Source organism: Pseudomonas sp. JS3066 (genome assembly GCF_036328175.1).
Lineage (GTDB): Bacteria > Pseudomonadota > Gammaproteobacteria > Pseudomonadales > Pseudomonadaceae > Metapseudomonas.
Map to the genome: position 1 here is coordinate 5,317,284 of NZ_CP143312.1, position 23,890 is coordinate 5,341,173.

The following is a 23,890-nucleotide window of genomic DNA, read 5'->3' on the forward strand; positions in this document are numbered from 1 at the left end:
CATCCAAGACTTACTTGCGCTTCATCGAGAGGAAGAATTCGTCGTTGGTCTTGGTGTCTTTCAGCTTGTCGAGCAGGAACTCGATGGCGGCGATCTCATCCATCGGGTGCAGCAGCTTGCGCAGGATCCACATGCGCTGCAGCTCGTCTTCGGCAGTCAGCAGCTCTTCGCGGCGGGTACCGGACTTGTTGATGTTGATGGCCGGGAACACGCGCTTCTCGGCAATGCGACGGTCCAGCGGCAGTTCCATGTTGCCGGTGCCCTTGAACTCTTCGTAGATGACTTCATCCATCTTCGAACCGGTTTCTACCAGCGCGGTGGCGAGGATGGTCAGCGAGCCGCCTTCCTCGATGTTGCGCGCGGCACCGAAGAAGCGCTTGGGCTTCTCCAGGGCGTGGGCGTCGACACCACCGGTGAGCACCTTGCCGGAGCTCGGGATCACGGTGTTGTAGGCACGCGCCAGACGGGTAATGGAGTCCAGCAGGATGACCACGTCCTTCTTGTGCTCGACCAGGCGCTTGGCCTTCTCGATCACCATCTCGGCAACCTGCACGTGGCGGGTCGGCGGCTCGTCGAAGGTGGAGGCGACCACTTCACCGCGCACGGTGCGCTGCATCTCGGTCACTTCTTCCGGGCGCTCGTCGATCAGTAGGACGATCAGGTGGCACTCGGGGTTGTTGCGGGTGATGTTGGCCGCGATGTTCTGCAGCATGATCGTCTTGCCCGCTTTCGGCGGTGCCACGATCAGGCCGCGCTGGCCCTTGCCGATCGGTGCGCAGAGATCGATCACACGGCCGGTGAGGTCTTCGGTGGAGCCGTTGCCGGCCTCCATCTTCAGGCGCTCATTGGGGAACAGGGGCGTGAGGTTCTCGAACAGGATCTTGTTCTTGGCGTTCTCGGGGCGGTCGTAGTTGATGGAGTCGACCTTGAGCAACGCGAAGTAACGCTCGCCTTCCTTGGGCGGACGAATCTTGCCGACGATAGTGTCGCCCGTGCGCAGGTTGAAGCGACGGATCTGGCTGGGCGAGACGTAGATATCGTCAGGGCCGGCCAGGTAGGAAGAGTCGGCGGAGCGCAGGAAGCCGAAGCCGTCCTGGAGAATCTCCAGCACGCCATCACCGGAGATCTCCTCGCCGCTCTTCGCGTGCTTTTTCAGCAGGGCGAAGATGATGTCCTGCTTGCGCGAACGGGCCATGTTCTCCAGGCCCATTGCGTCGGACATTTCCAGAAGTTCGCCAATCGGCTTTTGCTTGAGTTCGGTCAGATTCATAGGAATGACGTAGATAGAATGGAGAAGGGAAAGCTTTGAGCTTTTTAGGCCGCGCCGCAGAGAAGGCGACAGGATCGCTGTGCTTATTCGAATAGGAGTGCGTCGGCGACGGCGTGGAGGGCTGCAAGAAAAAGCAGCGGTCCGAATGTAACACCGGCGCAACGGGGAGTCTAGTGCACTCCAATGAAAAAGCCCCGCATTTCGCGGGGCTTCTTCGGGACGCTTCTGAAGCTGTTCCGGCGGCGCTGAAGGCCGCGCAACATCAGATGTTGGCGTCGAGGAAGGCAGCCAGTTGGGACTTGGACAGGGCGCCAACCTTGGTCGCTTCGACGTTGCCGTTCTTGAACAGCATCAGGGTCGGGATGCCACGCACGCCGTACTTCGGCGGAGTGTCCTGGTTCTCGTCGATGTTCAGCTTGCAGACTTTCAGTTTGCCCTGGTAGTCCTTGGCGATTTCGTCGAGGACCGGAGCAATCATTTTGCACGGACCGCACCACTCGGCCCAGTAGTCGACCAGCACCGCGCCGTCGGCTTTGAGCACGTCCTGCTCGAAGCTGGCATCGGTGACGTTGGTGATGAATTCGCTCATGGAATGATCTCCGTGGTTCGGAAGCAAAAAAGTGGAGCCATCATATCCCGGCTTTCCCAGGACCGAAAGCCAAGGGCGATTGAGCTTTGCTATGGCGATGCTGGGCAAAACTGATGGATGGGGGCGCCAACGTCAATTCGGCATCCGACCCACGCGCCGCTCGGGCGGACCGTCGGCCGCGGTGACGCGCGACTGTCATATCCCACCTATAGTGTGCACAGCCAGCTATTCGCCAGAGAAAGCCGCATCCCAACCACTGTTCGCGGTCCGCGTAATACTGGCACGAACGTACCGCTATTCGCATTGGCGCGACCGGACAACCGTGGCAGGATTGCGCGGTTCAGCCTCGAGACCCGAAACCATGCCGCAGAAGCCCGCCGAAATCCCGTCCCTGATCGCCGCCATCGACCTCGGCTCGAACAGCTTCCACATGGTGGTGGCGAAGGTCGACCATGGCGAGATCCGAATCCTGGAACGGCTCGGCGACAAGGTGCAGTTGGCGGCAGGCCTGGACGAAGACCGCAACCTAAATGAAGAGTCCATGCAGCGCGGCATCGACTGCCTGCGCCGCTTCGCCCAGATGATCGCCGGGCTGCCGGAAGGCGCGGTTCGCATCGTCGGCACCAACGCCCTACGCGAAGCGCACAACCGTGCCGAGTTCATCCGCCGCGCCGAAGAAGTCCTCGGACACCCGGTGGAAGTCATCTCTGGCCGCGAGGAAGCGCGCCTCATCTACCTGGGCGTCTCCCACACCCTGCCGGACACCCCCGGTCGTCGACTGGTGGCTGACATCGGCGGCGGCAGCACCGAGTTCATCATCGGCCAGCGCTTCGAATCGCAACTGCGGGAAAGCCTTCAGATGGGTTGCGTGAGCTACACCCAGCGCTATTTCCGCGACGGCAAGATCACTCCGGCCCGCTATGCCCAGGCCTACACCGCCGCTCGCCTCGAGTTGATGGGCATCGAGTACAGTCTGCGCCGCCTCGGCTGGCAGGAAGCCGTGGGCGCCTCCGGCACCATCCGCGCAGTAGGCCTGGCGATCCAGGCCGCTGGGCTCGGTAATGGCGAGATCAACCCGGAAGGGTTGGCCTGGCTCAAGCGCAAGCTGTTCAAGCTGGGCGACGTGGAGAAGCTCGACATCGACGGCATCAAGCCGGACCGCAGACCGATCTTCCCTGCCGGCCTGGCGATCACCGAGGCCATCTTCGAGGCGCTCGAACTCAAGCACATGAACCACTCCGAAGGGGCACTGCGCGAAGGCGTGCTCTACGACCTGCTGGGCCGCCACCACCACGAGGACGTGCGCGAGCGCACCTTGAGCGCGCTGATGGAGCGCTGCCATGTGGACCTCGAGCAGGCCGCTCGGGTCGAAGCCAAGGCCCTTGCATCCCTGGAGCAGGTCGCCGACAGCTGGGGCCTTGACGATGACTGGCATCGTGACTTGCTGCTGTGGGGCGCGCGCGTTCATGAAATAGGCATGGACATCGCCCACTACCAGTACCACAAGCACGGCGCCTATCTGATCGAGCACTCGGACCTGCCCGGCTTTTCCCGTCAGGACCAGTTGATGCTCGCCCTGCTGGTGCGCGGCCACCGCCGCAATATCCCGAAGGACAGGTTCGCCGAATTCGGCGAGGAAGGTGTGAAGCTGCTGCGCCTTTGCGTGCTGCTGCGCTTTGCCATTCTCTTCCACCACATTCGTGGCACCTCGGCCATGCCCAGAGTCCAGCTCCGGGCCTCCGGCAACAACTTCGAAGTGCAGTTCCCGAAGGACTGGCTAGAGGCCAATCCATTGACCCAGGCGGACTTCGAGCAGGAAGCCGAGTGGCTGAAACGCATCGACTTCGTGCTCAAGGTGAGCTGAAGCCGAGAATCGCAGAAACGAGAACGGGGCCCGCGGGCCCCGTTTTCATTTGCGCGATCAGCGTGCGCTGATTGGCGGGTTGGTCAGCTTGTCCAGCAGGGTGGCCTGGGCGTTGCGCGAGTTCTGGTTGCCACTCGGGCTGTTGCGCAGGTAGCGGCCATCCGGCTGCAGCACCCAGCTCTGGGTGTTGTCGCTGATGTAGGCCTCGAGCTCTTTCTTCACGCGGGTGAGCAGCTTCTTGCCTTCCACGGGGAAGCAGGTCTCGACGCGCATGTCGAGGTTGCGCTCCATCCAGTCGGCGCTGGAGAGGTACATCTTCTCGTCGCCACCGTTGAGGAAGTAGTAGATCCGGCTGTGCTCAAGGAAGCGACCGATGATCGAACGAACCTGGATGTTGTGCGACACACCTGGGATTCCCGGGCGCAGGCAGCACATGCCGCGAACGACGAGGTCGATTCGCACACCGCTCTGGCTGGCCTTGTACAGCGCACGAATGACCTTGGGATCGGTCAGCGCGTTGACCTTGACCATGATGTGCGCCGGCTTGCCCTCGCTGGCGTGCAGCGCCTCGCGGGCGATCATGTCGAGCAAGGTCTTCTTCAAGGTGAAGGGCGCGTGCAGCAGCTTCTTCATGCGCAGCGTCTTGCCCATGCCGATCAATTGGTTGAACAGCTTGTGCAGGTCCTCGCAGAGCGCGTCATCGGCCGTCAGCATGCTGTAGTCGGTGTACAGGCGCGCGTTGCCGGCGTGGTAGTTACCGGTACCTAGGTGCGCGTAGCGGCGCAGCTCGCCGTTCTCGCGCCGCAGGATCAGCATCATCTTGGCGTGAGTCTTGAAACCCACCACGCCGTAGATCACCACGGCACCGGCCTGCTGCAGTCGGCTGGCCAGTTGCAGGTTGGACTCCTCATCGAAACGCGCCCGCAGTTCGATCACCACAGTGACCTCCTTGCCGTTGCGCGCCGCCTCCACCAGGGAGTCGACGATCTCGGAGTTGGCACCGGCGCGGTACAGGGTCTGCTTGATCGCCAGGACGTTGGGATCCTTGGCGGCCTGGCGCAGGAAGTCCACCACCGGGGTGAAGGACTCGAAGGGGTGCAACAGCAGGATGTCCTGTTTACCCACCACGCTGAACAGGTTCTCGGCCTTCTGCAGCAGCTTGGGGATGACCGGCGTGAAGGTCGGGTGCTGCAGCTCCGGGTGGCTTTCCAGACCGGTGATGCTGAACAGGCGGGTCAGGTTCACCGGGCCATTGACCTGGTACAGCTCGCTCTCGCCCAGGTTGAACTGCTTGAGCAGGTAGTCCGAGAGGTTTTTCGGGCAGGTGTCCGCCACTTCCAGGCGCACCGCGTCACCGTAGCGGCGCGAGAAGAGCTCGCCACGCAGCGCGCGGGCCAGGTCGTCGACGTCCTCGGTGTCCACCGAGAGGTCGGCGTTACGGGTCAGCCGGAACTGGTAGCAGCCTTTCACCTTCATGCCGGGGAAAAGGTCATCGGCATGGGCGTGGATCATCGAAGACAGGAATACGAAGTTGTCCCCCGGCCCACCGATGTCTTCCGGCACCCGGATGACCCGCGGCAGCAAGCGCGGAGCAGGGATAATGGCCAGGCCTGAGTCGCGGCCGAAGGCATCCACCCCCTCCAGCTCGACGATAAAGTTCAGGCTCTTGTTAACCAGCAACGGGAAGGGGTGCGTCGGGTCCAGGCCGATGGGGGTGATGATCGGCGCGATCTCGTCACGGAAGTAGCGACGCACCCAGGCCTTCAACTTGGCGGTCCAGTAACGGCGACGGATGAAGTTGACCTGGTGCTTGGCCAGCTCCGGCAACAAGATGTCGTTGAGGATGCTGTACTGGCGGGTCACCTGTTCGTGCACCAGCTCGCTGATACGCGCCATGGCCTGATGCGGCAGCAGTCCGTCGGCGCCAGCCTGCTCGCGGGCGAAGGTGATCTGCTTCTTCAGGCCGGCGACGCGAATCTCGAAGAACTCATCGAGGTTGCTGGAAAAAATCAGCAGGAACTTCAGACGTTCGAGCAACGGATAGGACTCATCCAGCGCCTGTTCCAGCACGCGGATGTTGAACTGCAACTGGGACAGCTCACGGTGGATGTACAGGCTGCTGTCATCCAGGCTCGGCACCACCAATGGCGCCGGCGCGGGGGCCGGGGCAGGCACCGCTTCTGCGACTGGCGCGGGGGCGGGGGCGGGGGCCTCGGGAGCCGGAGGGACCACCGGAACTTCGGTGGCTTCCTTCAGGGGTTCGAGCAATGCGCTGGGGTTGAGTCCTTCGGTGTTCATCTGCAGTTCCTGGGGGGAGATCAGGCTCCCGTCTTGAGCATTTCTGCGGCGCGTACGGCGAAATAGGTGAGGATGCCATCCGCGCCGGCGCGTTTGAAGGCGACCAGGGATTCGAGGATCACCGCCTCGCTCAGCCAGCCGTTCTGGATGGCTGCCATGTGCATGGCGTACTCGCCGCTGACCTGGTAGACAAAAGTCGGCACGCGGAATTCATCCTTCACCCGACGAACGATGTCGAGGTAAGGCATGCCCGGCTTGACCATCACCATGTCGGCGCCTTCGGCCAGGTCCGCGGCCACTTCATGCAGGGCCTCGTCGGTGTTGGCCGGGTCCATCTGGTAGCTGGCCTTGTTGCCCTTGCCAAGGTTGGCTGCAGAGCCGACCGCATCACGGAAGGGACCGTAGTAGGCGCTGGCGTACTTGGCCGAGTAGGCCATGATGCGCACGTTGGGGAAATCAGCCAGTTCCAGGGCTTCGCGAATTGCCTGGATACGGCCATCCATCATGTCCGAGGGTGCCACCACCTGGGCGCCGGCCTCGGCGTGGGACAGCGCCTGCTTGACCAGTGCGTCGACAGTGATGTCGTTCTGCACATAGCCATTCTCGTCGAGGATGCCGTCCTGGCCGTGGGTGGTGAAGGGGTCCAGGGCGACGTCGCTGATCACGCCCAATTCCGGGAAGCGGTCACGCAGGGCGCGGATGGCGCGCTGGGCAATGCCGCCCGGGTTCCACGCTTCGGCGCCATCGAGGGATTTCTTCTCCAGAGGAGTCACCGGGAAGAGCGCCAGCGCCGGAATCCCCAACTCGACCCAGGCCTCGGCTTCCTTGAGCAACAGGTCGATGGACAGGCGCTCGACGCCGGGCATCGACGGCACGGCTTCGCGGCGGTTCTCACCGTCCAGCACGAATACCGGCAGGATCAGGTCGTCGATAGTCAGGACGTTCTCGCGCACCAGGCGGCGGGAAAAATCATCACGACGGTTGCGGCGCAGGCGGGTTGCGGGAAACAGGCGGTTGGCGGGGGTAAAGCTCACAGCAGACTCCAGGGCCCGGAACGGACGCAGTGTGACAAATATAAGGGCCGATTATGACCGAATGGTAACAATGCGGCACAGTGACCCGTGGTCACGTCGACCGGCGTACGGGCCTTGTGGCGGCATTCGGGGATTGTCCGTGGTCAATCTGATGGCATTCACCGGAGGTCGGAGCTTTTCCCAGGGCGTCATCCCGGTTAGGCTGCGCGTTCATTTCGCTGCGCAACCCAACCATGCTGCAACAATTTCTCCAGGATTTCGGTTATTTCGCCCTCTTCCTCGGCACGTTCTTCGAGGGTGAGACGATCCTGGTCCTGGCCGGCTTCCTCGCCTTCCGGGGCTACATGGACATCAACGCCGTGGTTGCCACGGCGTTCTTCGGCAGCTATGCCGGCGACCAGCTCTGGTACTACCTGGGCCGCCACAAGGGTCGTCAGATCCTTGCCCGCAAGCCGCGTTGGCAAGCCATGGGCGACCGCGCTCTGGCGCACATCCGCCGTCACCCGGATATCTGGGTCCTGAGCTTCCGCTTCGTCTACGGGTTGCGCACCGTGATGCCGGTGGCCATCGGCCTGTCCGGCTATCCGCCACTGCGTTACCTGATCCTGAACGGCATCGGCGCCTTGATCTGGGCCCTGGCCCTGGGATTCGCCGCGTTCCACTTCGGCGCCGTGCTGGAAGGAATGCTCGGCAACCTCAAGCGCTACGAGCTGATGGTACTCGGCGCTCTGGTGGCCATCGGCGGCCTCCTCTGGCTGAGGCGTCGCCTGCGTAACAACGGCAAGAACAGCTGATCAGACCGCCAGTGCCGCCGCGCGGCGCTGCAGGCCGAACAGCGCGGCCAGACTGACCAGGCTGTAGAGCGCGAGCAGGCCCCACCCCGCCGCTCCCATCGGCAGCAATCCCAGCACCGTACAGGCCGAGAACACCGGCCAGTTCACTGCCAATCGCGTCACTTCCAGCCAACGCGCCCACGGGCGGTTCTCCAGCCAGCTACCGATGACGTAGAGACCGAAGGCCATCCAGGCCCAGGCCAGCAGCAGCCCGGCCACTGAAACCTCGCTGCCGGTCCCCAGCAGCCAGGTCCCGGCCACTACGTAGAGTGCGAACTGAAGGCCGGCGTACCACTTCTGAGGCAGCCCCAGCGGCACCTCGAATTTGACGAAGAGCGACAGGTCCGGCTTGGCCTGTGGATAACGCGCGGCGACATCCGCCGGGCGCCAGCCGGTACGCATGAACCAGATACGCAGCTTGTCCCACCGGGACTCAGCACGCGCGGCATCTCGCCAGAGCTGCACATAGAACTGCAGGTTGGCCCAGAGCGGGTTCCAGCTGGCCAGCGGCGTGGTCACGCCGAAGATTACCGGCTCCTCTTCCAGCTCTTCCTGGAAGGTACCGAACAGGCGATCCCAGAGGATGAACACGCCGCCGTAATTGCGATCCATGTACACCGGGTTCTGCGCGTGGTGGACCCGATGGTTGGACGGTGTGATGAAGAACCATTCGAACCAGCCCAGCTTGGGCACATGCCGGGTGTGCACCCAGAACTGGTAGAGCAGGTTCAGCGCACCGACGCTGAGGAACACCAGCGGAGGTACACCGGCAGCGGCCATCGGCAGGTAGAAAATCCAACCGAAAAGAAAGCCCGTGCTGGTCTGCCGCAGGGCGGTGGAGAGGTTGTACTCCTCACTCTGGTGGTGCACCGAGTGGGCGGCCCAGAGGACGTTGCGCTCATGGCCCAGTCGGTGGTTCCAGTAGTAACAGAAATCATAGAAAACGAAGGCCAGCAGCCACACCCAGAGGCTCGACGCCGACAGCTCGAACAGGGCCATGTGTTGCCAGGCGAAGGTGTAGGTCAGCAGCCCCACCACCTTGGTCAGCAGGCCGCTGGTGGTGGACAGCACGCCAGCGCTCAGGCTGTTCAGGGCATCGGCGGTACGGTAAGTGCGCATCCCACGCCAACGGTCGACCATCAGTTCGATGCCGATCAGCAGGAAGAAGAAAGGCACGGCATAAAGCACGTAATTCATGGGACAACCCTTATCGTAGTTCTTGTCCGGTGACCCACAGACGGTGAAGCGGGCGGCGCGGCGCTCGCGGCCCGATTCCCCAGCCTGCTAGGATTGCTCGTCAGGGCCTGTACGAAATGCCGCCACGAAATGACGACATTCATCCAGTACCCGGGATGCTACTCCCACAGCCCGTCCGGCTTCCCGGCATGGCGTGCCAACCCAAGCGGCATATGACGACAGCATGCGAAAACTTCTGAAACCCGCCCTGATCGCCCTGCTTCTCCTGGCCTGCGCCGCCCTGCTCGGACTCTATCCCTATCGTGATGCCCTGCTGCCGCAGACCGCCGACCTGTCGGCGGCGGAACAGCGCCTGGCACCGCACCTCAGCCTGTTCACTCCGCAAGGCAACGGCCCTTTCCCCACCGTAATGGTGTTTCACGGCTGCAGCGGCCAGAGCCCGCTGTTCATGCGCAACGTGAAAGCCTGGCTGCTCCCCGCCGGCTACGCCGTGATGTTCGTCGACAGCCATGCTGCCCGCGGCATCAAGGACTGGCGCCCGGTCTGCGACGGCAAGCGTCTGTGGGGCAACGAACGCGCCGTCGATGTCTACGCTGCGCTGGCGTTGGCGCGGCAGAACCCGGCGATCGACAGCAGCAAGCTGGCCCTGCTCGGATACTCACACGGAGGCTGGACCATCCTCGATGCGCTCTCCTACGACGGCAGCGCCGGCCACGGTTTCCCCGCCACCGGCAGAGGTGCACTGGCCGGTGTGCGCGGCGTGATCGCCTACTACCCCTACTGCGGATTCCCCGCCCACCTGCGCGACGGTCTCGGACATAGCGCCCCTGTGCTGATGTTCCTCGGCGCGAAGGACCACATCACCGACCACCAGCAATGCCTTTCGGCCCTCGATAGCCTCGATGGCGAGCGCCTGGAACTGGTGCAGTACGACAACGCCGACCATGTATTCGATCAGCGCAGCGACCTGAATACCTACCAACCCGGCCTGGCCCAGGATGCCCAGCGACGCGCACTGGCGTTCCTGCGCGAGAACCTGGGACCCCCCCCAATGACCTGGAGATGTCCATGACCAAGAAAGTTGCCGTGATCCTGTCCGGCTGTGGCGTTTACGATGGTGCGGAGATCCACGAGAGTGTGATCACCCTGCTGCGCCTGGACCAGCGCGGTGCCAAGGTCCAGTGCTTCGCGCCGAACATCGCCCAGCACCACGTGATCAACCACACCACCGGCGAAGAGATGCCGGAAAGCCGTAACGTGCTGGTGGAATCGGCGCGTATCGCCCGCGGCGAGATCAGCGACGTGCGCGAACTGAAAGCCGACGACTTCGACGCCCTGATCATTCCCGGCGGCTTCGGCGCGGCGAAGAACCTCTCCGACTTCGCCATCAGCGGCGCCAACTGCACCGTGCAGCCCGACGTACTGGCCGCCGCCCGCGGTTTCGCCGAAGCCGGCAAGCCAGTTGGCCTGATCTGCATCGCCCCAGCCCTGGCGGCGAAGATCTACGGCGAAGGCGTGAGCTGCACCATCGGCAATGACGCTGGCACCGCGGCAGCCCTGGCCGAGATGGGCGCGCAGCATGTGGAATGCGTGGTTGGTGAAATCGTCGAAGACCAGAAACGCAAGCTGGTGACCACCCCAGCCTACATGCTCGCCCAATCCATCAGCGAAGCCGCCGGCGGTATCTACAAGCTGGTGGACCGCGTACTGGAACTGGCCCACTGATACCTCGGGCGGGTGGCTTCGGCTACCCGCTCCGTGTCGATCCGGCCAATCCACCTGCCACTCCCGCCGCCCCCCTTGGCACCCCGACCACTCCTGAGGCAGCGTCGAGCCAATCGATGTTCCCAGGAGGCGTCATGAGCCAGACCGATTTCATCCTCACCCCCGAACTCCAGCAAGCCGTCGCCGGCTTCTTCGAACGCATTCCATTCAACCGCGTGCTCGGCATTCAGCTAGGAGAGATGAGCACCGAGAAGGTGGTGATGCACCTTCCGATGAAGGACGAGCTGATCGGCAATTTCGTCCACGGCATCCTGCACGGTGGAGTGATTTCCAGCCTGCTCGATGTAGTCGGCGGAGCCATGGCGCTGATCGGTGCCTTCGAACGGCACCAGCACTTATCCACAGCGGAGCGCATGGGGCGGCTATCCAAGCTCGGCACCATCGACCTGCGCATCGATTACCTGCGACCTGGTCGTGGCCAGCACTTCACCGCCACCGCCGTGCTACTCCGCTCGGGAAACAAGGTTGCCGTGGTGCGTTCGGAACTGCACGCCGACGACGGCACTTTGGTTGCGGTTGGCACTGGCACCTACCTCTGCGGCTGAGCCCTCGACCATCGCTCCAGGTCCGACGGCCGGCTGCATCGCCCATGGCCTTGGCTGCCGGAACTGCCTAGACTGCGGGCAAAATGCCAGTGTGCCACCCCATGGCGGGTCCGCACCCAAAGGACCCCGCCGCCGATGCTCTTCCTGACCCACGCCCGCGCCATCCCTGAAGACCAGATCGCCCTGCTGGACTGCAGCCACTCCACACCACTGGTACTGCTCTCCTATCTGGTGGCTTGCGCCGCCGCGTTCACCGCCCTGGCCATGGCGCGCCGAGTCAGCCACAGCAGTGCCCTGTTTGGACGCGAGCTCTGGCGCTGGGTGGGCGCCCTCTCCCTGGGCGGCGGCATATGGTCGATGCACTTCATTGCCATGCTTGCCTTCCGCGCGCCCCTCGTCATCTCCTATGCGCCGGGTGTCACGCTGCTTTCGCTGCTGATCGCAATCGCGGTGTCCTATGTGGTGATGCGAGTGATCGGACGCGAGCGCCTGAGACCCTGGCAGTACCTGCTGGCAGCGATCACAGCAGGCATCGGCATTGCCACCATGCACTACAGCGGCATGGCGGCGATCCGCTCCGCGGCATCGCTCTACTACGACCCGTTGCTCTTCTCCCTGTCGCTAGCCATAGCCATTGGTGCGGCGCTGGCCGCTCTGCTGCTTGCCTTCTACTTCCGCGAACGAAACGACAAAGGCCTTGGGCGCCTGCGCCTGGCTGCGAGCGCGATGATGGGGGCCGCCATCGTCTCCATGCACTTCACCGGCATGGCGGCGCTGACCCTGACAGTCCCGCGCGATATCCAACTGACCCTGGACTCCGCTGGCCATACCAACCAGACCCTGCTCGGCATCGCCATTGGCGTCATCGCGCTGCTGGTGATAGTCGCCGGCCTGGGCGCCGTCTGGGCCGAGCAGCGCCTTCGGGAGCAACGACGCCGTTTGCGCATGGCCGCCGATCAGCTCAATACCGCCACCCACCACGACCCACTAACCAACCTGTTCAACGGCCGCGCCTTCACCCGGATGACCAGCAGCTTGCTGGCGGAGCACGCAGGCCAGGGCACGCTCGCCGTCCTGTTCATTGGCCTGGATAGTTTCAAGCGTATCAATGACAGCCTGGGTCACGGCGCCGGGGACCAGGTGCTGCAACAGGTCGCCCAACGCCTGCGCACGGCCTTGCACGACCAGGATCTGCTGGCACGCTACTCCGGCGACGAGTTCTGCATTCTCAGCCCCCTGCAGGATGGCGCTCGCGCAGGTGAGCTGGCCGACCGCCTGCTGGGCCATATACGTGCACCCATCAGCCTGCCCAGCGGCCAGCTGCGCGTTACCGCCAGCCTGGGTATCAGCCTGTATCCACAGGACGGTGAAAACCACGAAGAGCTGCTGCGCAACGCCGGCCTCGCCCTGGGTCACTGCAAGGAGAATGGCCGCAATCGCTGGCAGCGCTTCAGTGCTGACCTCGAACTGCGTGCCCACGAGAACCTGACCCTGGAGCAGGACTTGCGCCGTGCCCTCAACGAGGACGCCCTGGAGGTTCACTACCAGCCCATCGTCGCCTGCGATGCCAGCCGCGTGGTCAGCCTGGAAGCCGTGGCGCGCTGGCGCCATCCGCTGCACGGCATGATCAGCCCTGAGCGCTTCGTAACCATCGCCGAGCAGCACGGTTTCATCGCCGAACTGGATACCTGGGTGACCCGCCGCGCCTGCCGCGATCTCAAGGAATTGCACGACGCCGGGCATAGGGACTTGCGCGTTGCGGTGAATTGCTCAGCGCTTAACCTCACCAACCTCAACCTGCCGCTGGTGCTCGGCATCGAGCTGCAACGCTCAGGGCTGAACCCGCGAGCGCTGGCTCTTGAGGTCACGGAGAATGCGCTGATGGGCAATCTCAACTCCGCGGTAGAAATCCTGGAAGCCATTCGCGCGCTGGGCGTGAGCATCTCCATCGATGACTTCGGCAGCGGTTACTCATCGCTGGCCTACTTGCGCCGCCTACCGGTGGACACCCTCAAGGTGGATCGCGCCTTCGTGCGCGACATACCCGCCGAGGAGAACGACATGGCGATCACCGCCGCGATCATCGCCATGGCCCACAAGCTGCAACTCAAGGTGGTCGCCGAAGGTGTGGAAACCGCCCAACAACTGGGTTTTCTGCGCGAGAACCATTGCGACCTGATCCAGGGCTACCTGTTCAGCCGCCCGCTGTCGCTGGACAACCTGAAGCTGTGGCTGGCCAATCCCAGGAACCTGGCGATGGCTACCCAACCTCAAGCAGTGAATTGAGTCCGACTCGCTTCAGCCCCGGCTGAGGCGGGTCAGCAGCCGGTCCAGGGAATTGGCGAAGGCCTGTCGCTCCTTCTCACCGTAGGCTGCCTGGCCCCCGCCCATCTGGCCCTGGTCACGCAGATCGGTGAACAGGTTGCGCACCGCGAGGCGCTCGCCCATGTTGCGTTCGTCGAACTCGCGACCGCGCGGGTCCAACGCCGCAACGCCCTTCTTCACCAGGCGATCGGCCAGTGGCACGTCGCTGCAGATCACCAGTTCACCGGGGGAGGCGTTGTCAACCAGGTAGTCGTCAGCTGCATCCGGGCCGCTGGGGACCACCACCAGTCGCACGCAGGCGAAGGCTGGTTTCACCTGGCTCTGCCCGGCCACCAGCACCACCTCGAACTTGCGCTTCAGGGCGAACTTGATTACCTGGTCCTTGGCTGCCTTGGGGCAGGCATCGGCATCGATCCAGACGCGCATGGGAAAAATTCCGCAGATAAGAAAAGGGCGAGAAGTTTACACCCCCCGCCCTCCAGTCAGGCCTGCGCCGCGCTGCGCTCGCGCAGCCAGCTGCGGCCGTAAAGCGCCGCGATGGCCAGCAATGCCAGCCCTTGGGCCGACAGCGTGTAGGCATCAGGATGAATGCCCAGCCAGTCGAATTCGAAGAAGGGCACCGGACGCGTACCCAGGACTCCGGCTTCCTGCAGGGCGGCCACGCCATGACCGGCGAACACCACCGATAGGGCGCAGAGCAGGATGGCGTTGGCCATGAAGAAGGTCCCCAGCGGCAGCTTCGCCGAGCCGCGCAGGATGACCCAGGCCAGACCCACCAGCAGTACCAGGGCAGTCGCCGCACCCGCGATGACCATGCCATGGCCGGCAGGTCCCGCCTGCAGCCAGAGGGTTTCGTAGAAGAGGATCACTTCGAACAGCTCGCGGTACACCGAGAAGAACGCCAGGGTCGCAAAACCGAAGCGGCCGCTGCTGCTCAACAGGTGTTCCTTGATGTAACTCTGCCACGCAGCGGCGTGGCGGCGGTCATGCATCCACACGCCGAGCCAGAGCACCATCACGCAGGCGAACAGCGCCGTGAAACCTTCCATCAATTCGCGCTGGGCGCCGCCGACATCGATCAGGAAAGCCGCTACTGCCCAGGTGGCGAAGCCGGCGACGATGGCCAGGCCCCAGCCCACATGAACGCTGCGAATCGCATGCTCCTGGTCGGTCTTGCGCAGGAACGCGAGGATCGCCGCCAGCACCAGGATCGCCTCGAGGCCTTCGCGCAGCAGGATCAGCAAGCTGGAAATGAAACTCAGCGAACCGCTCAGGCCATCGCTGCCCAGGAGGTCGGCGGACTTGTCCAGTTCGGCCGTGGCCTTTTCCAGCAGTTGCGCGGCCTGCCCAATGGACTGGCGGTCCTGCAGCGCCTGGCGGTAAGCCATCAGCGCGCGTTCGGTGGTCTTGCGCTGAACGGTGTCGAGGTTGTCGAGGGAGCTTTCCACCAGTTCGAAGCCTTCAAGGTAGGCGGCTACCGAGAGGTCGTAGGCCTGATCCGCATCACCATCACGGTAAGCCTTGAGGCTCTGCTCCAGAGTGGAACGGGTATGACCGATCAGCTCCTTTGGCCCGCGCTGTTGCACCGGCGGCTGGGCGCGCTGGGCTCGGAACAGCGCCTGGATGGCAGCACCCTGACTGGCGCCGACTTCTTCCGGCGTGCGGCCGGCCAGCTCGCCAAGGGAGATGGCCTCGCCCTTCACCGACGGGTCGGCGCTGAAGCTGGCGATGTAGCTCGCCAGATCCCAACGCTGACGGTCGTCCAGCTGGTCAGCGAAAGCCGGCATGTCGGTACCTTCAACCCCCAGACCGAGCGTGTTGAAGAGGTCATAGAGACTCAACCGGTCCATCCGCGCCTGATCGCGCAGGTTGGCCGGCGGCGGCTCCAGGCCCATGCCGGCCGGGCCATCGCCGGCACCGGTATCGCCGTGGCAGACGCTGCAGTGCTGCGCGTAGAGCGGCGCACCACGGGCGGGGTCAGGTGTGATGAGCGGGGCCTGGCTGACCTCATAAGTCGCCGCCAGCCGCGTGGCCAACTGGCGCGCCTGGCGGGCAACCGCGGCACCGCTCTGCCTGTCCTGTACGGCCTGGTACAGATTGGCAACGCCCTGCTCCAGTTCCTTCTGGCCATCACGGGCTGGCAGGGCAACGATCAGGCCCTGCAGTGCGCCGAGGAATTCAATCTGTTCGCGGTATTCGCCGGCGTCGATGACTTTGCCGTCGACTACGGTAGCGGGGTAGTCGGCCCCGATGTAACTGAGCAGGTGCAAGGCCTGCGCGGCGCCGTCGGCCTGGTCGGCCATCAGGCTGAAACTGCAGAGTGCCATCAGCGGCACGAGAAGCCACCTGAGCAATCTCGGAATGGGGAACATGAGTCAATCTCAAATGAGAATGGGGAAACGAATTGTTACCTTCCTAACAATTGATCTCAAGCCCAAATCGCTCATCCGATCACGTTCAGAGATTGCGAAAATTTGCTGAAGGCCCCGTCATTCCTGGCCTGCAATGCAATTGGAATTGCTCGGGGCAGTTCGATGAAAGGAAGGATTCCGACGGGAAGAATTCCGACAAGCACCCGCTCGCCGGAGTTCGCAACCTTCAGACCGGCGCGCGGCGCACGGTCGCCAGCAACGCTGCCGCGCCGACGAACAGGGCGGCGAAGCTGCGATTCATCAAGCGCTGCTGGCGCGGCGAGCGCAGCAGCCGGAGGACGCGGGCGGCAAGCCCCGTATAGCCGGCCATGACGATCAGGTCGACGGTGATCATGGTCACGCCCATCACCAAGTACTGCTCCACAAGCGGCGCATGCGGATCGATGAACTGCGGCAATACCGCGAGCATGAAGACGATCGCCTTGGGATTGCTGAAGTTCACCAGGAAGCCACGCAGCACCAGGGTGAGCGGACGGCCGATGGGGCGTTCCGCGGAATCGTTGGACATGTCGCTGGGCAGGGCCCGCCACTGCTTGACCGCGAGATAGACCAGGTAAACCACACCGAACCACTTGATCAGGCTGAAGGCCAAGGCGGAAGTGGCAAGGATCGCGCCGACGCCGGCAGCAACGATGGCGATCTGCAGCGCCAGGCCGATCTGCAGGCCAAGCGCGTTCCAGTAGCCCCGGAGGAAACCGTATTGCAGCCCGGAGGACATGGAAGCGATGGCACCGGCACCCGGTGAGAGGCTGATCACCCAGCAGGCAACCAGGAAAGCGAGCCAGGTCTGGAGCGCCATGGCAGATACCTCGGAAACGAAAAAGGGGCAGGCCGCAGAGCCTACCCCTTCATCCCACCGCTGCCCAGTGCCGTCAGCGCCAGCGGCGTACTGCCTTTTGGAAGAATAGGCTGTTGGGCACTTGTACCAGGGCGCCGTGGTTTTCTTCGCTGAGGTCTTCGAGGGTGGTGTAGAAGAGGTTGATAGCGATCACCCTACCCTTCACGCCGGGCTTGTCCGCGCTTTCCACCACCTCGACCTTGTCGCCCATGCGGAACGGCCCGAGGGAGAAGATCAACACCGCGCAGAACATGTTGGAGAGCACGCTCCAGATCGCGAAGAACGCGACCGCAGCTACAGCGGCAAAACCGGTCAGGGCAGTCCACAGCACCTCGGCCGAGACGCCGAAGCGCTCGAGCACCAACATGAAGGCGCTGCCGAGGATCATCCAGCGCAATAGCCCGCGCAGGGGCAGCATCAGCTCCGAAGGTAGCTGTGGATAACGTTGTCCGAGACGGGTGATGCCGCGGGTGACGATGCGTTGCACCAGCCAGGCCAGCAGTACGATCAGCAATACCTGAGCAGCGCGGATCAGTGGCTCGCTCCAAGCCGTCAGGAGTTGCAGGTCATCCATCAATCCGCTGCCTCCAGTTGCCGCTGCAGCTCCTCCAGGGTTTCCAGAGCCAGAAGCCAAGCCTCTTCAAGTTCAGCCTCACGGCCCTTCAGACGCGCCTGCTCGGCCAGCAGGTCGCGTAGTTCATCCTTTCGCGCCGCTTCGTAGAGGGCGGAATCGCCAAGACGCTCTTCGACGCGGGCCAATTGCTCGTGCACCTTGCCCAGGTCCTTCTCGAGCTTGTCGGCTTCCTTCTTGTGCGGAGCCAATTGCTGGCGCAAGGCGGCGGCGGCCTGGCGCTGGGCGCGCTTGTCAGTCTTGTCCGGGTTCACCGGCGCGCTGGTGGCGGGAGCCTGGCGCGCGCGGAAATCCACCAGCCAACGAGCGTAGTCGTCGAGGTCGCCATCGAAGCTCTGCACACGACCATCAGCCACCAGCAGAAACTCGTCGGTGGTGCTCTTGAGCAGGTGACGGTCGTGGGACACCACCAGCACGGCGCCAGCGAAATCCTGCAGGGCCATTGTCAGTGCCAGGCGCATTTCCAGGTCGAGGTGGTTGGTCGGTTCGTCCAGAAGCAACAGGTTGGGCTTCTGCCAAGCGATCAGCGCCAGAGCCAAGCGCGCCTTTTCGCCACCGGAGAAGTTGGTCACCGCCTCGTCGCAACGATCTCCACGGAAGTCGAAACCACCGAGGAAGTCGCGCAGGGTTTGCTCGCGTTCGCTCGGGGCAAGGCGCTGCAGATGCAGGAGCGGACTGGCCTTGGGGTCGAGTGCATCGAGTTGATGCTGGGCGAAATAGCCAATCGCGAGGTTTTCACCCCGGGCGAGGCGGCCACCAAGCGGCTCGATGTCGCCGGAAAGAGTCTTGATCAGGGTCGACTTGCCGGCGCCGTTGGGGCCCAGCAAGCCGATTCGTGCGCCCGGTGCCAACTGCAACTTCACCTGCTGCAGTACGGCCTTCTCGCCGTAGCCGAGACGACCTTCGGAAAGGTCCAGCAGCGGGCTGGAAATCTTGTCAGCCTCGCGGAAGCTGAAGTCGAACGGCGAATCCACGTGGGCCGGCGCCAGTTCCTCCAGGCGCTCCAGGGCCTTGATCCGGCTCTGGGCCTGGCGGGCCTTGGTCGCCTGCGCCTTGAAGCGGGCGATGTACTTCTCCATGTGCGCACGCTGGGCCTGCTGCTTCTCGTACGCCTGCTGCTGCTGCGCCAGGCGCTCGGCACGGGTGCGCTCGAAGGCGGAGTAACCACCACGATAGAGGGTCAGCTTTTGCTGCTCGAGGTGCGCAACGTTGTCCACGACCGCATCGAGGAAATCGCGGTCGTGGGAAATCAGCAGCAGCGTGCCCGGATAGCCCTTGAGCCACTCTTCGAGCCAGAGGATGGCATCGAGGTCGAGGTGGTTGGTGGGTTCGTCGAGCAGCAGCAATTCGGAGGGGCACATTAGCGCCTGAGCGAGGTTCAGGCGCATCCGCCAGCCGCCGGAAAAGTCGCCGACGCGACGGTCCATCTGCTCCGCGGTGAAGCCGAGTCCGGCCAGCAGCTTGCGTGCTCGGGCGTCGGCCGTATAACCATCGGCGCTGTCCAGCTCGATGTGCAGGCGAGCGATGGCGGTGCCGTCATGGCCAGCCTCAGCGGCCGCGAGTTCACGCTGAACCCGGCGCAGGTGCTGGTCGCCATCGAGGACGTAGTCCACGGCCAGGCGCTCGAGGTTGTCCACTTCCTGGCGCATATGGGCGATGCGCCAATCGGCGGGCAGCAGGCAATCGCCCGCATCCGGCCCCAGCTCGCCACGCAGCAGGGCGAACAAGCTGGATTTGCCGGCACCGTTGGCGCCGATGAGGCCGACCTTCTGGCCGGCGTGCAGGGTCAGTTCGGCGCCTTCTAGCAGGCGCTGAGGACCACGCTGTAGAGTGAGATTTTGCAGTCGGATCATGATGGCGGCGGAGTTTATCAGCTTCGCCGCCGTGCCGCCCGAGGAGCTCTATGCGTTCAGACCTGTGGACTTTCGCCCTGCGCCTCTACACCGAACCCGGTGTCGAGCAAGCCTGCTTGCGTCTTCAGGAAGACGGTGTGGATGTCTGCCTGCTGCTCACGGCCTGCTGGCTGGGACAACGCGGTACCACCTTCGACACCACTCGCCTGGATGCCCTGTGCGAGGTTTGCGATCCCTGGCAGGAACAGGTGATCAAGCCCCTGCGTTCGCTACGCCAGAACTGGCGTGCACAGGCACAGAACGATCAGGCGCTGACCGGGTTGCGCGAGCAGATCAAGTCGCTGGAACTGGAAGCCGAACGCGAGCTACTGGCGCGCCTGGAAAGCGCCACCGCTGGTTGGGCAGCCGGGGAGATGGAACAGATTGAAAACTGGCTCTCGGGCTGTTGCCCGAAGCGGAAGGGAGCGGACCGCGACGCACTGGAACAGCTGCGCGTCGCGGTCCTGGCGCTTTAGTTCGACGGCGAAGTCGGAGCGGCGCCGTTGCTGCTGGTCGGCGCCACGCTGGCAACCGGCGCGGCGGCCGGCACCGCCGGAGCGGTCGGGGCGGCCGGAGCAGCTGCAGGTTTGGCTGCGGCCGGAGCGGCGGGTTTCGCAGCTGGCTTGGCTGCCGCTGGCTTGGCCGGAGCGACTTTCTTCACGGCAGGCTTGGCAGCGGGTTTCGCAGCTGGCTTCGCAGCGGCAGCAGGCTTGGCAGCGGTCGCGGCGGGTTTCGCTGCGGACTTGGCTGCAGCGGGCTTGGCAGCTGGTTTGGCAGCGGGTTTAGCAGTCGGCTTGGCGGCAGGTTTCGCAGCAGCGACTTTAGCGACCGGCTTGGCGGCGGGCTTGGCTGCGGCGGCTTTCGCTGCAGGCTTGGCTGCGGGCTTGGCTGCCGGTTTAGCGGCGGCCTTCACTGCCGGCTTCGCGGCCGGTTTGGCAGCAGGCTTGGCAGCCGGTTTAGCAGCGGCAACCTTGGCGGCCGGCTTCGCGGCAGGCTTGGCTGCTGCGGACTTGGCAGCCGGTTTGGCAGCGGGTTTAGCAGCGGCAACCTTGGCGGCCGGCTTCGCGGCGGGCTTGGATGCTGCGGGCTTGGCAGCCGGTTTGGCGGCGGGCTTAGCAGCGGCAGCCTTGGCGGCCGGCTTCGCGGCGGGCTTGGCTGCTGCGGGCTTGGCAGCCGGTTTGGCGACAGGCTTGGCTGCTGCCTTGACAGCTGCGGGCTTGGCTTCGCGAGTAGCCAAGGCCTTGCCTGCAGCCTCGCGGACCTTGCCGACGCCCTGCGCGAGCTTCAGGCTTTCCTGAGAGTCACGCTTGAGCTGGGCGATGTAGGTGCGGGTTTCGGCCTGGCGATTCTTCAGCGTGTCCAGGAGAGCTTCGAGTTCGCCGATATTGGCTTTGGCCTTGGCTTGAGCCTTGGCTTTGCCAGCTTTGGCAGCATCCTGCAGCTTGGTGCGCGCGGTGTGCAGTTTCTCTTGAGCCTTGCCGCGTTGTTTCTCCAATTTGGTCAGGAGCTTCTCAGCATCGACCGAAGCTTGGGCGCAGGCTTTCTCAAGGTGTTCGAGCAGACTGAAGGACAGTTGGTGCAGCAAGTGCAGCGGGGTGCTTACAGGCTTCTTCTTGGCCGACATGGTATGCCTCCTGGCGGGCGTTATTTGGCCCATACTAGTCGCCTGTTTCGCGAGTCGCCAGAGGCCGCGCCATATCGCCCGCCTGGGCCTTGCGACGGATTGCCGGTGCAGGGTTTCGCAAGTACGGTCCGGACCTGGAACCACGAGGCCGGCGACCCCTGCCAACAGCAACAGCTAACCAACGCCAGGAAGGCTCTGGAATGGGGCATTCAGCGAAAATCCGCCACCCCGATTCCAGTGCCGGCAGGACAGCGATTAGGCCGGTTGCGAGGCCTCACCCTGATGGGCGTTGTGCAGCACTTCGATCAGGCAGTCTTCCAACTCGAAGCGTTCGTGAAGCAGTTGCCCGAGATTCTTCAGTTCGGAAGTCAGGCAGATGTCACGGCAGTCACCGTTGTCGCAGCGGTCGTTGAAGGCCAGTGCAACTTCGGTGATGGCTTCGATACGGGGATAGATTTGCTTGGCGAGGTCGAGGCCGCGTTGGTCACCAAACGCTTTCGCCTCATTGAGCAATTGCTCGTAGACCTCGAAGTGCCCTGCCGACACGTAGTCCAGCAGGACCTCACAAAACCTTTGCAGTGCTTCTGCATTGGCGCTGGGAGCCTGGGGTTTTTCGCTCAGCGAGCTATAGACACGGACTAGCTCATGGCGCTCCTGCAACCAGCGGTCGATCAGCTGGTGCACGCCACCCCAACGTTCCTGAGCGTTCTGGCAACTTTCGAGCATGGTGACGACCTCACTTCCCTAATTCGGTAATGCCGTTATACGTCCGCTCCGAGACGGTTTTTTGTCGACCGGTGCAAGATTCTGGGAAGACGCCGCTAAAACGGCAATATTCCGGCGGCGCGTGCGGGCCAGAGTATGCCCGCCGGGCAGTGCCATCAAGGCGCGCGCGGGAAAAAATTCATACGAGCGTTTAATCGACAGGCCGCGGCCTGTCTGGCCGGAGCTCTGGGGCTGGCGCGGCGGATTGGCGCAGCGCGAATTAGTGCGGAAAGGGACGGAAAAGCACGCCTGGAAGGCGCATGGCAAAGCCATGCGCCTAGAGCGATCACGCGCGACGCAGCAGTTGGTAAAGCGAGAACAGGATGCAGCCGACGAAGGCCAGCAGGCTCCATTCGGGAATGCTCATGCCGAACAGGGTCCAGGTCACCGCAGCACAATCCGCCGTACCATGGAGCATGGTCTTGATGATCTGCAGGAACGGCCAGGCTTCCATCATGTAGTCGAAGCTCGGCAGGCATGCGGGCAGTTGGTCTGCAGGCACGCTTTGCAACCAGATCTGGCGACCGGCGAAAGCCGCGCCACCAGCCGAGAACAGCAGAGCCAGCACGGCGTAGATACGCCGCCCGGTACGCTCTGGGCCATGCAGCGCGGCAATCAGGCAGACGATACCGAAGGCGATGATGAAGACACGCTGGACGATGCACAGCGGGCATGGTTCGAGGCCGAGGGCGTGCTCAAGATATAGCGCTCCCCCCATTACAGCGACGCAACCGAGGAAGGCGAGCAGGAAAAGCGAACGCGGGCTTGCCAGGGTCATGGCGGCTCCGTTGGGTTATCGGAAAGGGCGTTACGGTAGTGGAAAGCACCTTGGCCTTTCAAGGCGACCGACTAGGCTGGATGAGGTTGCCTATCCGGAGAAAACCGCCATGTGTCGGCTGCTCCTGCCATTCCTGCTGCTGTTGCCCGGGTTCGCCAATGCCGCACTGCCGCTGGAGCGCATTCGCCTGCCCGAGGGCTTTCGCATCACGCTGGTGAGCGACCAGGTGCCCAACGCCCGGGAGATGACCTGGGGTGAGCGCGGCACCCTGTTCGTCGGTAGCAATGCGGCCGGGAAGGTCTATGCACTGGAACCTGCCAGCGGAAAGGTCCGCATCATCGCCAGCGGCCTACAGCTACCCGTTGGGGTGGCCTACAAGGGAGGCGACCTATACGTCTCGGCAGTCAGCCGAATCCTGCGCCTGCGCGACATAGAGTCGCGCCTCGATTCGCCACCCGACGCCGAGGTGGTTAATTCGGACCTGCCCCGGGAAACCCACCACGGCTGGAAGTTCATCGCCTTTGGCCCTGACGGCAAGTTGTATGTGCCGGTGGGCGCACCGTGCAACGTGTGCGATGACGACCCCGATACCTATGCCGCCATTCACCGCATGAACGCCGATGGCAGCGACATGGAACTGGTGGCGCAAGGTGTGCGCAACACGGTGGGCTTCGACTGGCATCCGCAGACCGGCGAGCTCTGGTTCAGCGACAACGGTCGCGACCTGATGGGCGACGACGTGCCTGATTGCGAGCTGAATCGGCTGGAAAAACCCGGCCAGCATTTCGGTTTTCCTTATTGCCACGCAGGCAACGTGACTGACCCGAAGTTCTCCCAACGCCCTTGCAGCGAATTCGTCGCCCCTGTCGCCAGGCTGGGGCCGCATGTTGCGCCTCTTGGCCTGCGTTTCTACACCGGCAAGCAATTCCCCGCGGAATACCGCAACAACCTATTCATAGCCGAGCACGGTTCGTGGAACCGCAGTGAAAAAATCGGCTATCGGATCAAACGCGTCGAACTCCACCCCGATGGCAGTCTGAAGCGCCAAAGCGTGTTCGCCGATGGCTGGCTGGAGGATGGTGATGTCTGGGGTAGGCCGGCAGACGTGCTGGTAACGCAGGATGGCGCCCTGCTGGTAAGCGACGATCACGCGGGCGCCATCTATCGCATCGAATACGTTGGGCAATGAA

The 23,890-nt window shown here is 63.6% G+C and carries 21 protein-coding genes; 8 read left to right on the forward strand and 13 right to left on the reverse strand.

All coding sequences use genetic code 11. The annotated features are described in order from the left end of the window. Window positions 1–10: 10 nt before the first annotated feature. On the reverse strand, window positions 11–1,270 hold the full coding sequence (gene rho / locus SA496_RS24945) for a transcription termination factor Rho (RefSeq protein WP_120654003.1): 1,260 nt from the start codon (window positions 1,268–1,270) through the stop codon (window positions 11–13). Between the two features lie 262 nt (window positions 1,271–1,532). Next, on the reverse strand, window positions 1,533–1,859 hold the full coding sequence (gene trxA / locus SA496_RS24950; RefSeq protein WP_003457525.1) for a thioredoxin TrxA: 327 nt from the start codon (window positions 1,857–1,859) through the stop codon (window positions 1,533–1,535). Between the two features lie 361 nt (window positions 1,860–2,220). On the opposite strand from trxA, the gene ppx reads away from it, so the two are divergent. Then, on the forward strand, window positions 2,221–3,723 hold the full coding sequence (gene ppx, locus SA496_RS24955) for an exopolyphosphatase (RefSeq protein ID WP_120654002.1): 1,503 nt from the start codon (window positions 2,221–2,223) through the stop codon (window positions 3,721–3,723). Between the two features lie 57 nt (window positions 3,724–3,780). Here the strand turns inward: ppx and ppk1 are convergent, their stop codons facing one another. Next, entirely contained in the window at window positions 3,781–6,021 is a 2,241-nt protein-coding gene (gene ppk1, locus SA496_RS24960; protein WP_120654001.1) for a polyphosphate kinase 1, read from the reverse strand. A 20-nt stretch (window positions 6,022–6,041) separates the two neighbouring features. Further along, the gene (gene hemB / locus SA496_RS24965; RefSeq protein WP_280359867.1) at window positions 6,042–7,055 is read right to left on the reverse strand and encodes a porphobilinogen synthase; all 1,014 of its coding nucleotides are present in this window, start codon (window positions 7,053–7,055) and stop codon (window positions 6,042–6,044) included. Window positions 7,056–7,288: 233 nt separating this feature from the next. Here hemB and SA496_RS24970 point away from each other — a divergent pair, with 233 nt between their 5' ends. Continuing rightward, entirely contained in the window at window positions 7,289–7,849 is a 561-nt protein-coding gene (locus tag SA496_RS24970; protein ID WP_120653999.1) for a DedA family protein, read from the forward strand. On the opposite strand, the gene SA496_RS24975 is transcribed toward SA496_RS24970, so the two are convergent. After that, complete coding sequence (locus SA496_RS24975; RefSeq protein WP_330114650.1) at window positions 7,850–9,085, reverse strand: sterol desaturase family protein; 1,236 nt, start codon at window positions 9,083–9,085, stop codon at window positions 7,850–7,852. 223 nt (window positions 9,086–9,308) lie between these two features. Between SA496_RS24975 and SA496_RS24980 the strand changes: the two genes are divergently transcribed. The 4 genes from SA496_RS24980 to SA496_RS24995 all read left to right on the forward strand — a co-directional run bounded on the left by SA496_RS24980 (window position 9,309) and on the right by SA496_RS24995 (window position 13,701). Beyond that, entirely contained in the window at window positions 9,309–10,157 is an 849-nt protein-coding gene (locus SA496_RS24980) for a dienelactone hydrolase family protein (protein WP_330114651.1), read from the forward strand. Beyond that, a complete protein-coding gene (gene elbB / locus SA496_RS24985; RefSeq protein ID WP_120653996.1) occupies window positions 10,154–10,810 on the forward strand; it encodes an isoprenoid biosynthesis glyoxalase ElbB in 657 nt (218 codons plus the stop codon). The genes SA496_RS24980 and elbB overlap by 4 nt, the downstream gene beginning before the upstream one ends. A 134-nt stretch (window positions 10,811–10,944) precedes the next feature. Next, window positions 10,945–11,415, forward strand: a complete 471-nt coding sequence (locus SA496_RS24990) for a thioesterase family protein (RefSeq protein WP_120653995.1) — start codon at window positions 10,945–10,947, stop codon at window positions 11,413–11,415. Window positions 11,416–11,550: 135 nt separating this feature from the next. Continuing rightward, on the forward strand, window positions 11,551–13,701 hold the full coding sequence (locus tag SA496_RS24995) for a putative bifunctional diguanylate cyclase/phosphodiesterase (RefSeq protein WP_120653994.1): 2,151 nt from the start codon (window positions 11,551–11,553) through the stop codon (window positions 13,699–13,701). A gap of 12 nt (window positions 13,702–13,713) precedes the next feature. Here SA496_RS24995 and SA496_RS25000 read toward each other — a convergent pair whose 3' ends face one another. The 5 genes from SA496_RS25000 to SA496_RS25020 all read right to left on the reverse strand — a co-directional run bounded on the left by SA496_RS25000 (window position 13,714) and on the right by SA496_RS25020 (window position 19,494). After that, window positions 13,714–14,166, reverse strand: a complete 453-nt coding sequence (locus SA496_RS25000) for a YaiI/YqxD family protein (RefSeq protein ID WP_153919047.1) — start codon at window positions 14,164–14,166, stop codon at window positions 13,714–13,716. A 56-nt stretch (window positions 14,167–14,222) separates the two neighbouring features. Beyond that, window positions 14,223–16,112: a cytochrome c/FTR1 family iron permease gene (locus SA496_RS25005; RefSeq protein WP_153919050.1), complete on the reverse strand. Its 1,890-nt coding sequence runs from the start codon at window positions 16,110–16,112 to the stop codon at window positions 14,223–14,225. Window positions 16,113–16,338: 226 nt separating this feature from the next. Further along, window positions 16,339–16,971, reverse strand: coding sequence for a homoserine/homoserine lactone efflux protein (gene rhtB, locus SA496_RS25010; protein ID WP_153919053.1), 633 nt, complete (start codon window positions 16,969–16,971; stop codon window positions 16,339–16,341). A gap of 73 nt (window positions 16,972–17,044) precedes the next feature. Beyond that, window positions 17,045–17,584, reverse strand: a complete 540-nt coding sequence (locus SA496_RS25015) for a mechanosensitive ion channel family protein (RefSeq protein WP_120653990.1) — start codon at window positions 17,582–17,584, stop codon at window positions 17,045–17,047. Further along, the gene (locus SA496_RS25020) at window positions 17,584–19,494 is read right to left on the reverse strand and encodes an ATP-binding cassette domain-containing protein (protein ID WP_120653989.1); all 1,911 of its coding nucleotides are present in this window, start codon (window positions 19,492–19,494) and stop codon (window positions 17,584–17,586) included. The genes SA496_RS25015 and SA496_RS25020 overlap by 1 nt, the downstream gene beginning before the upstream one ends. 50 nt (window positions 19,495–19,544) lie before the next feature. Here SA496_RS25020 and SA496_RS25025 point away from each other — a divergent pair, with 50 nt between their 5' ends. After that, window positions 19,545–20,009 (forward strand): TIGR02444 family protein, encoded by a 465-nt coding sequence (locus SA496_RS25025; RefSeq protein ID WP_330114652.1) that lies wholly within the window; start codon window positions 19,545–19,547, stop codon window positions 20,007–20,009. Here the strand turns inward: SA496_RS25025 and SA496_RS25030 are convergent. The 3 genes from SA496_RS25030 to SA496_RS25040 form a co-directional block, all read right to left on the reverse strand. Beyond that, a complete protein-coding gene (locus SA496_RS25030) occupies window positions 20,006–21,157 on the reverse strand; it encodes an AlgP family protein (protein WP_330114653.1) in 1,152 nt (383 codons plus the stop codon). The genes SA496_RS25025 and SA496_RS25030 overlap by 4 nt on opposite strands. 255 nt (window positions 21,158–21,412) lie before the next feature. Then, window positions 21,413–21,883 (reverse strand): sigma D regulator, encoded by a 471-nt coding sequence (rsd, locus tag SA496_RS25035; protein ID WP_120653986.1) that lies wholly within the window; start codon window positions 21,881–21,883, stop codon window positions 21,413–21,415. A gap of 325 nt (window positions 21,884–22,208) precedes the next feature. After that, a complete protein-coding gene (locus SA496_RS25040; protein WP_120653985.1) occupies window positions 22,209–22,700 on the reverse strand; it encodes a disulfide bond formation protein B in 492 nt (163 codons plus the stop codon). 109 nt (window positions 22,701–22,809) lie between these two features. On the opposite strand from SA496_RS25040, the gene SA496_RS25045 reads away from it, so the two are divergent. Beyond that, a complete protein-coding gene (locus SA496_RS25045; RefSeq protein WP_330114654.1) occupies window positions 22,810–23,889 on the forward strand; it encodes a PQQ-dependent sugar dehydrogenase in 1,080 nt (359 codons plus the stop codon). Window position 23,890: the final 1 nt, after the last annotated feature.

Coding starts and splice junctions, on each gene's coding strand:
- rsd (WP_120653986.1), bottom strand. CDS start 21,883: ATGCTCGAAAGTTGCCAGAACGCTCAGGAACGTTGGGGTGGCGTGCAC.
- SA496_RS25000 (WP_153919047.1), bottom strand. CDS start 14,166: ATGCGCGTCTGGATCGATGCCGATGCCTGCCCCAAGGCAGCCAAGGAC.
- SA496_RS24970 (WP_120653999.1), top strand. CDS start 7,289: ATGCTGCAACAATTTCTCCAGGATTTCGGTTATTTCGCCCTCTTCCTC.
- rho (WP_120654003.1), bottom strand. CDS start 1,270: ATGAATCTGACCGAACTCAAGCAAAAGCCGATTGGCGAACTTCTGGAA.
- ppx (WP_120654002.1), top strand. CDS start 2,221: ATGCCGCAGAAGCCCGCCGAAATCCCGTCCCTGATCGCCGCCATCGAC.
- SA496_RS24975 (WP_330114650.1), bottom strand. CDS start 9,085: ATGAATTACGTGCTTTATGCCGTGCCTTTCTTCTTCCTGCTGATCGGC.
- trxA (WP_003457525.1), bottom strand. CDS start 1,859: ATGAGCGAATTCATCACCAACGTCACCGATGCCAGCTTCGAGCAGGAC.
- SA496_RS25025 (WP_330114652.1), top strand. CDS start 19,545: ATGCGTTCAGACCTGTGGACTTTCGCCCTGCGCCTCTACACCGAACCC.
- SA496_RS24995 (WP_120653994.1), top strand. CDS start 11,551: ATGCTCTTCCTGACCCACGCCCGCGCCATCCCTGAAGACCAGATCGCC.
- SA496_RS25040 (WP_120653985.1), bottom strand. CDS start 22,700: ATGACCCTGGCAAGCCCGCGTTCGCTTTTCCTGCTCGCCTTCCTCGGT.
- ppk1 (WP_120654001.1), bottom strand. CDS start 6,021: ATGAACACCGAAGGACTCAACCCCAGCGCATTGCTCGAACCCCTGAAG.
- SA496_RS25005 (WP_153919050.1), bottom strand. CDS start 16,112: ATGTTCCCCATTCCGAGATTGCTCAGGTGGCTTCTCGTGCCGCTGATG.
- SA496_RS25030 (WP_330114653.1), bottom strand. CDS start 21,157: ATGTCGGCCAAGAAGAAGCCTGTAAGCACCCCGCTGCACTTGCTGCAC.
- SA496_RS25015 (WP_120653990.1), bottom strand. CDS start 17,584: ATGGATGACCTGCAACTCCTGACGGCTTGGAGCGAGCCACTGATCCGC.
- rhtB (WP_153919053.1), bottom strand. CDS start 16,971: ATGGCGCTCCAGACCTGGCTCGCTTTCCTGGTTGCCTGCTGGGTGATC.
- SA496_RS25020 (WP_120653989.1), bottom strand. CDS start 19,494: ATGATCCGACTGCAAAATCTCACTCTACAGCGTGGTCCTCAGCGCCTG.
- SA496_RS24990 (WP_120653995.1), top strand. CDS start 10,945: ATGAGCCAGACCGATTTCATCCTCACCCCCGAACTCCAGCAAGCCGTC.
- SA496_RS25045 (WP_330114654.1), top strand. CDS start 22,810: ATGTGTCGGCTGCTCCTGCCATTCCTGCTGCTGTTGCCCGGGTTCGCC.
- elbB (WP_120653996.1), top strand. CDS start 10,154: ATGACCAAGAAAGTTGCCGTGATCCTGTCCGGCTGTGGCGTTTACGAT.
- SA496_RS24980 (WP_330114651.1), top strand. CDS start 9,309: ATGCGAAAACTTCTGAAACCCGCCCTGATCGCCCTGCTTCTCCTGGCC.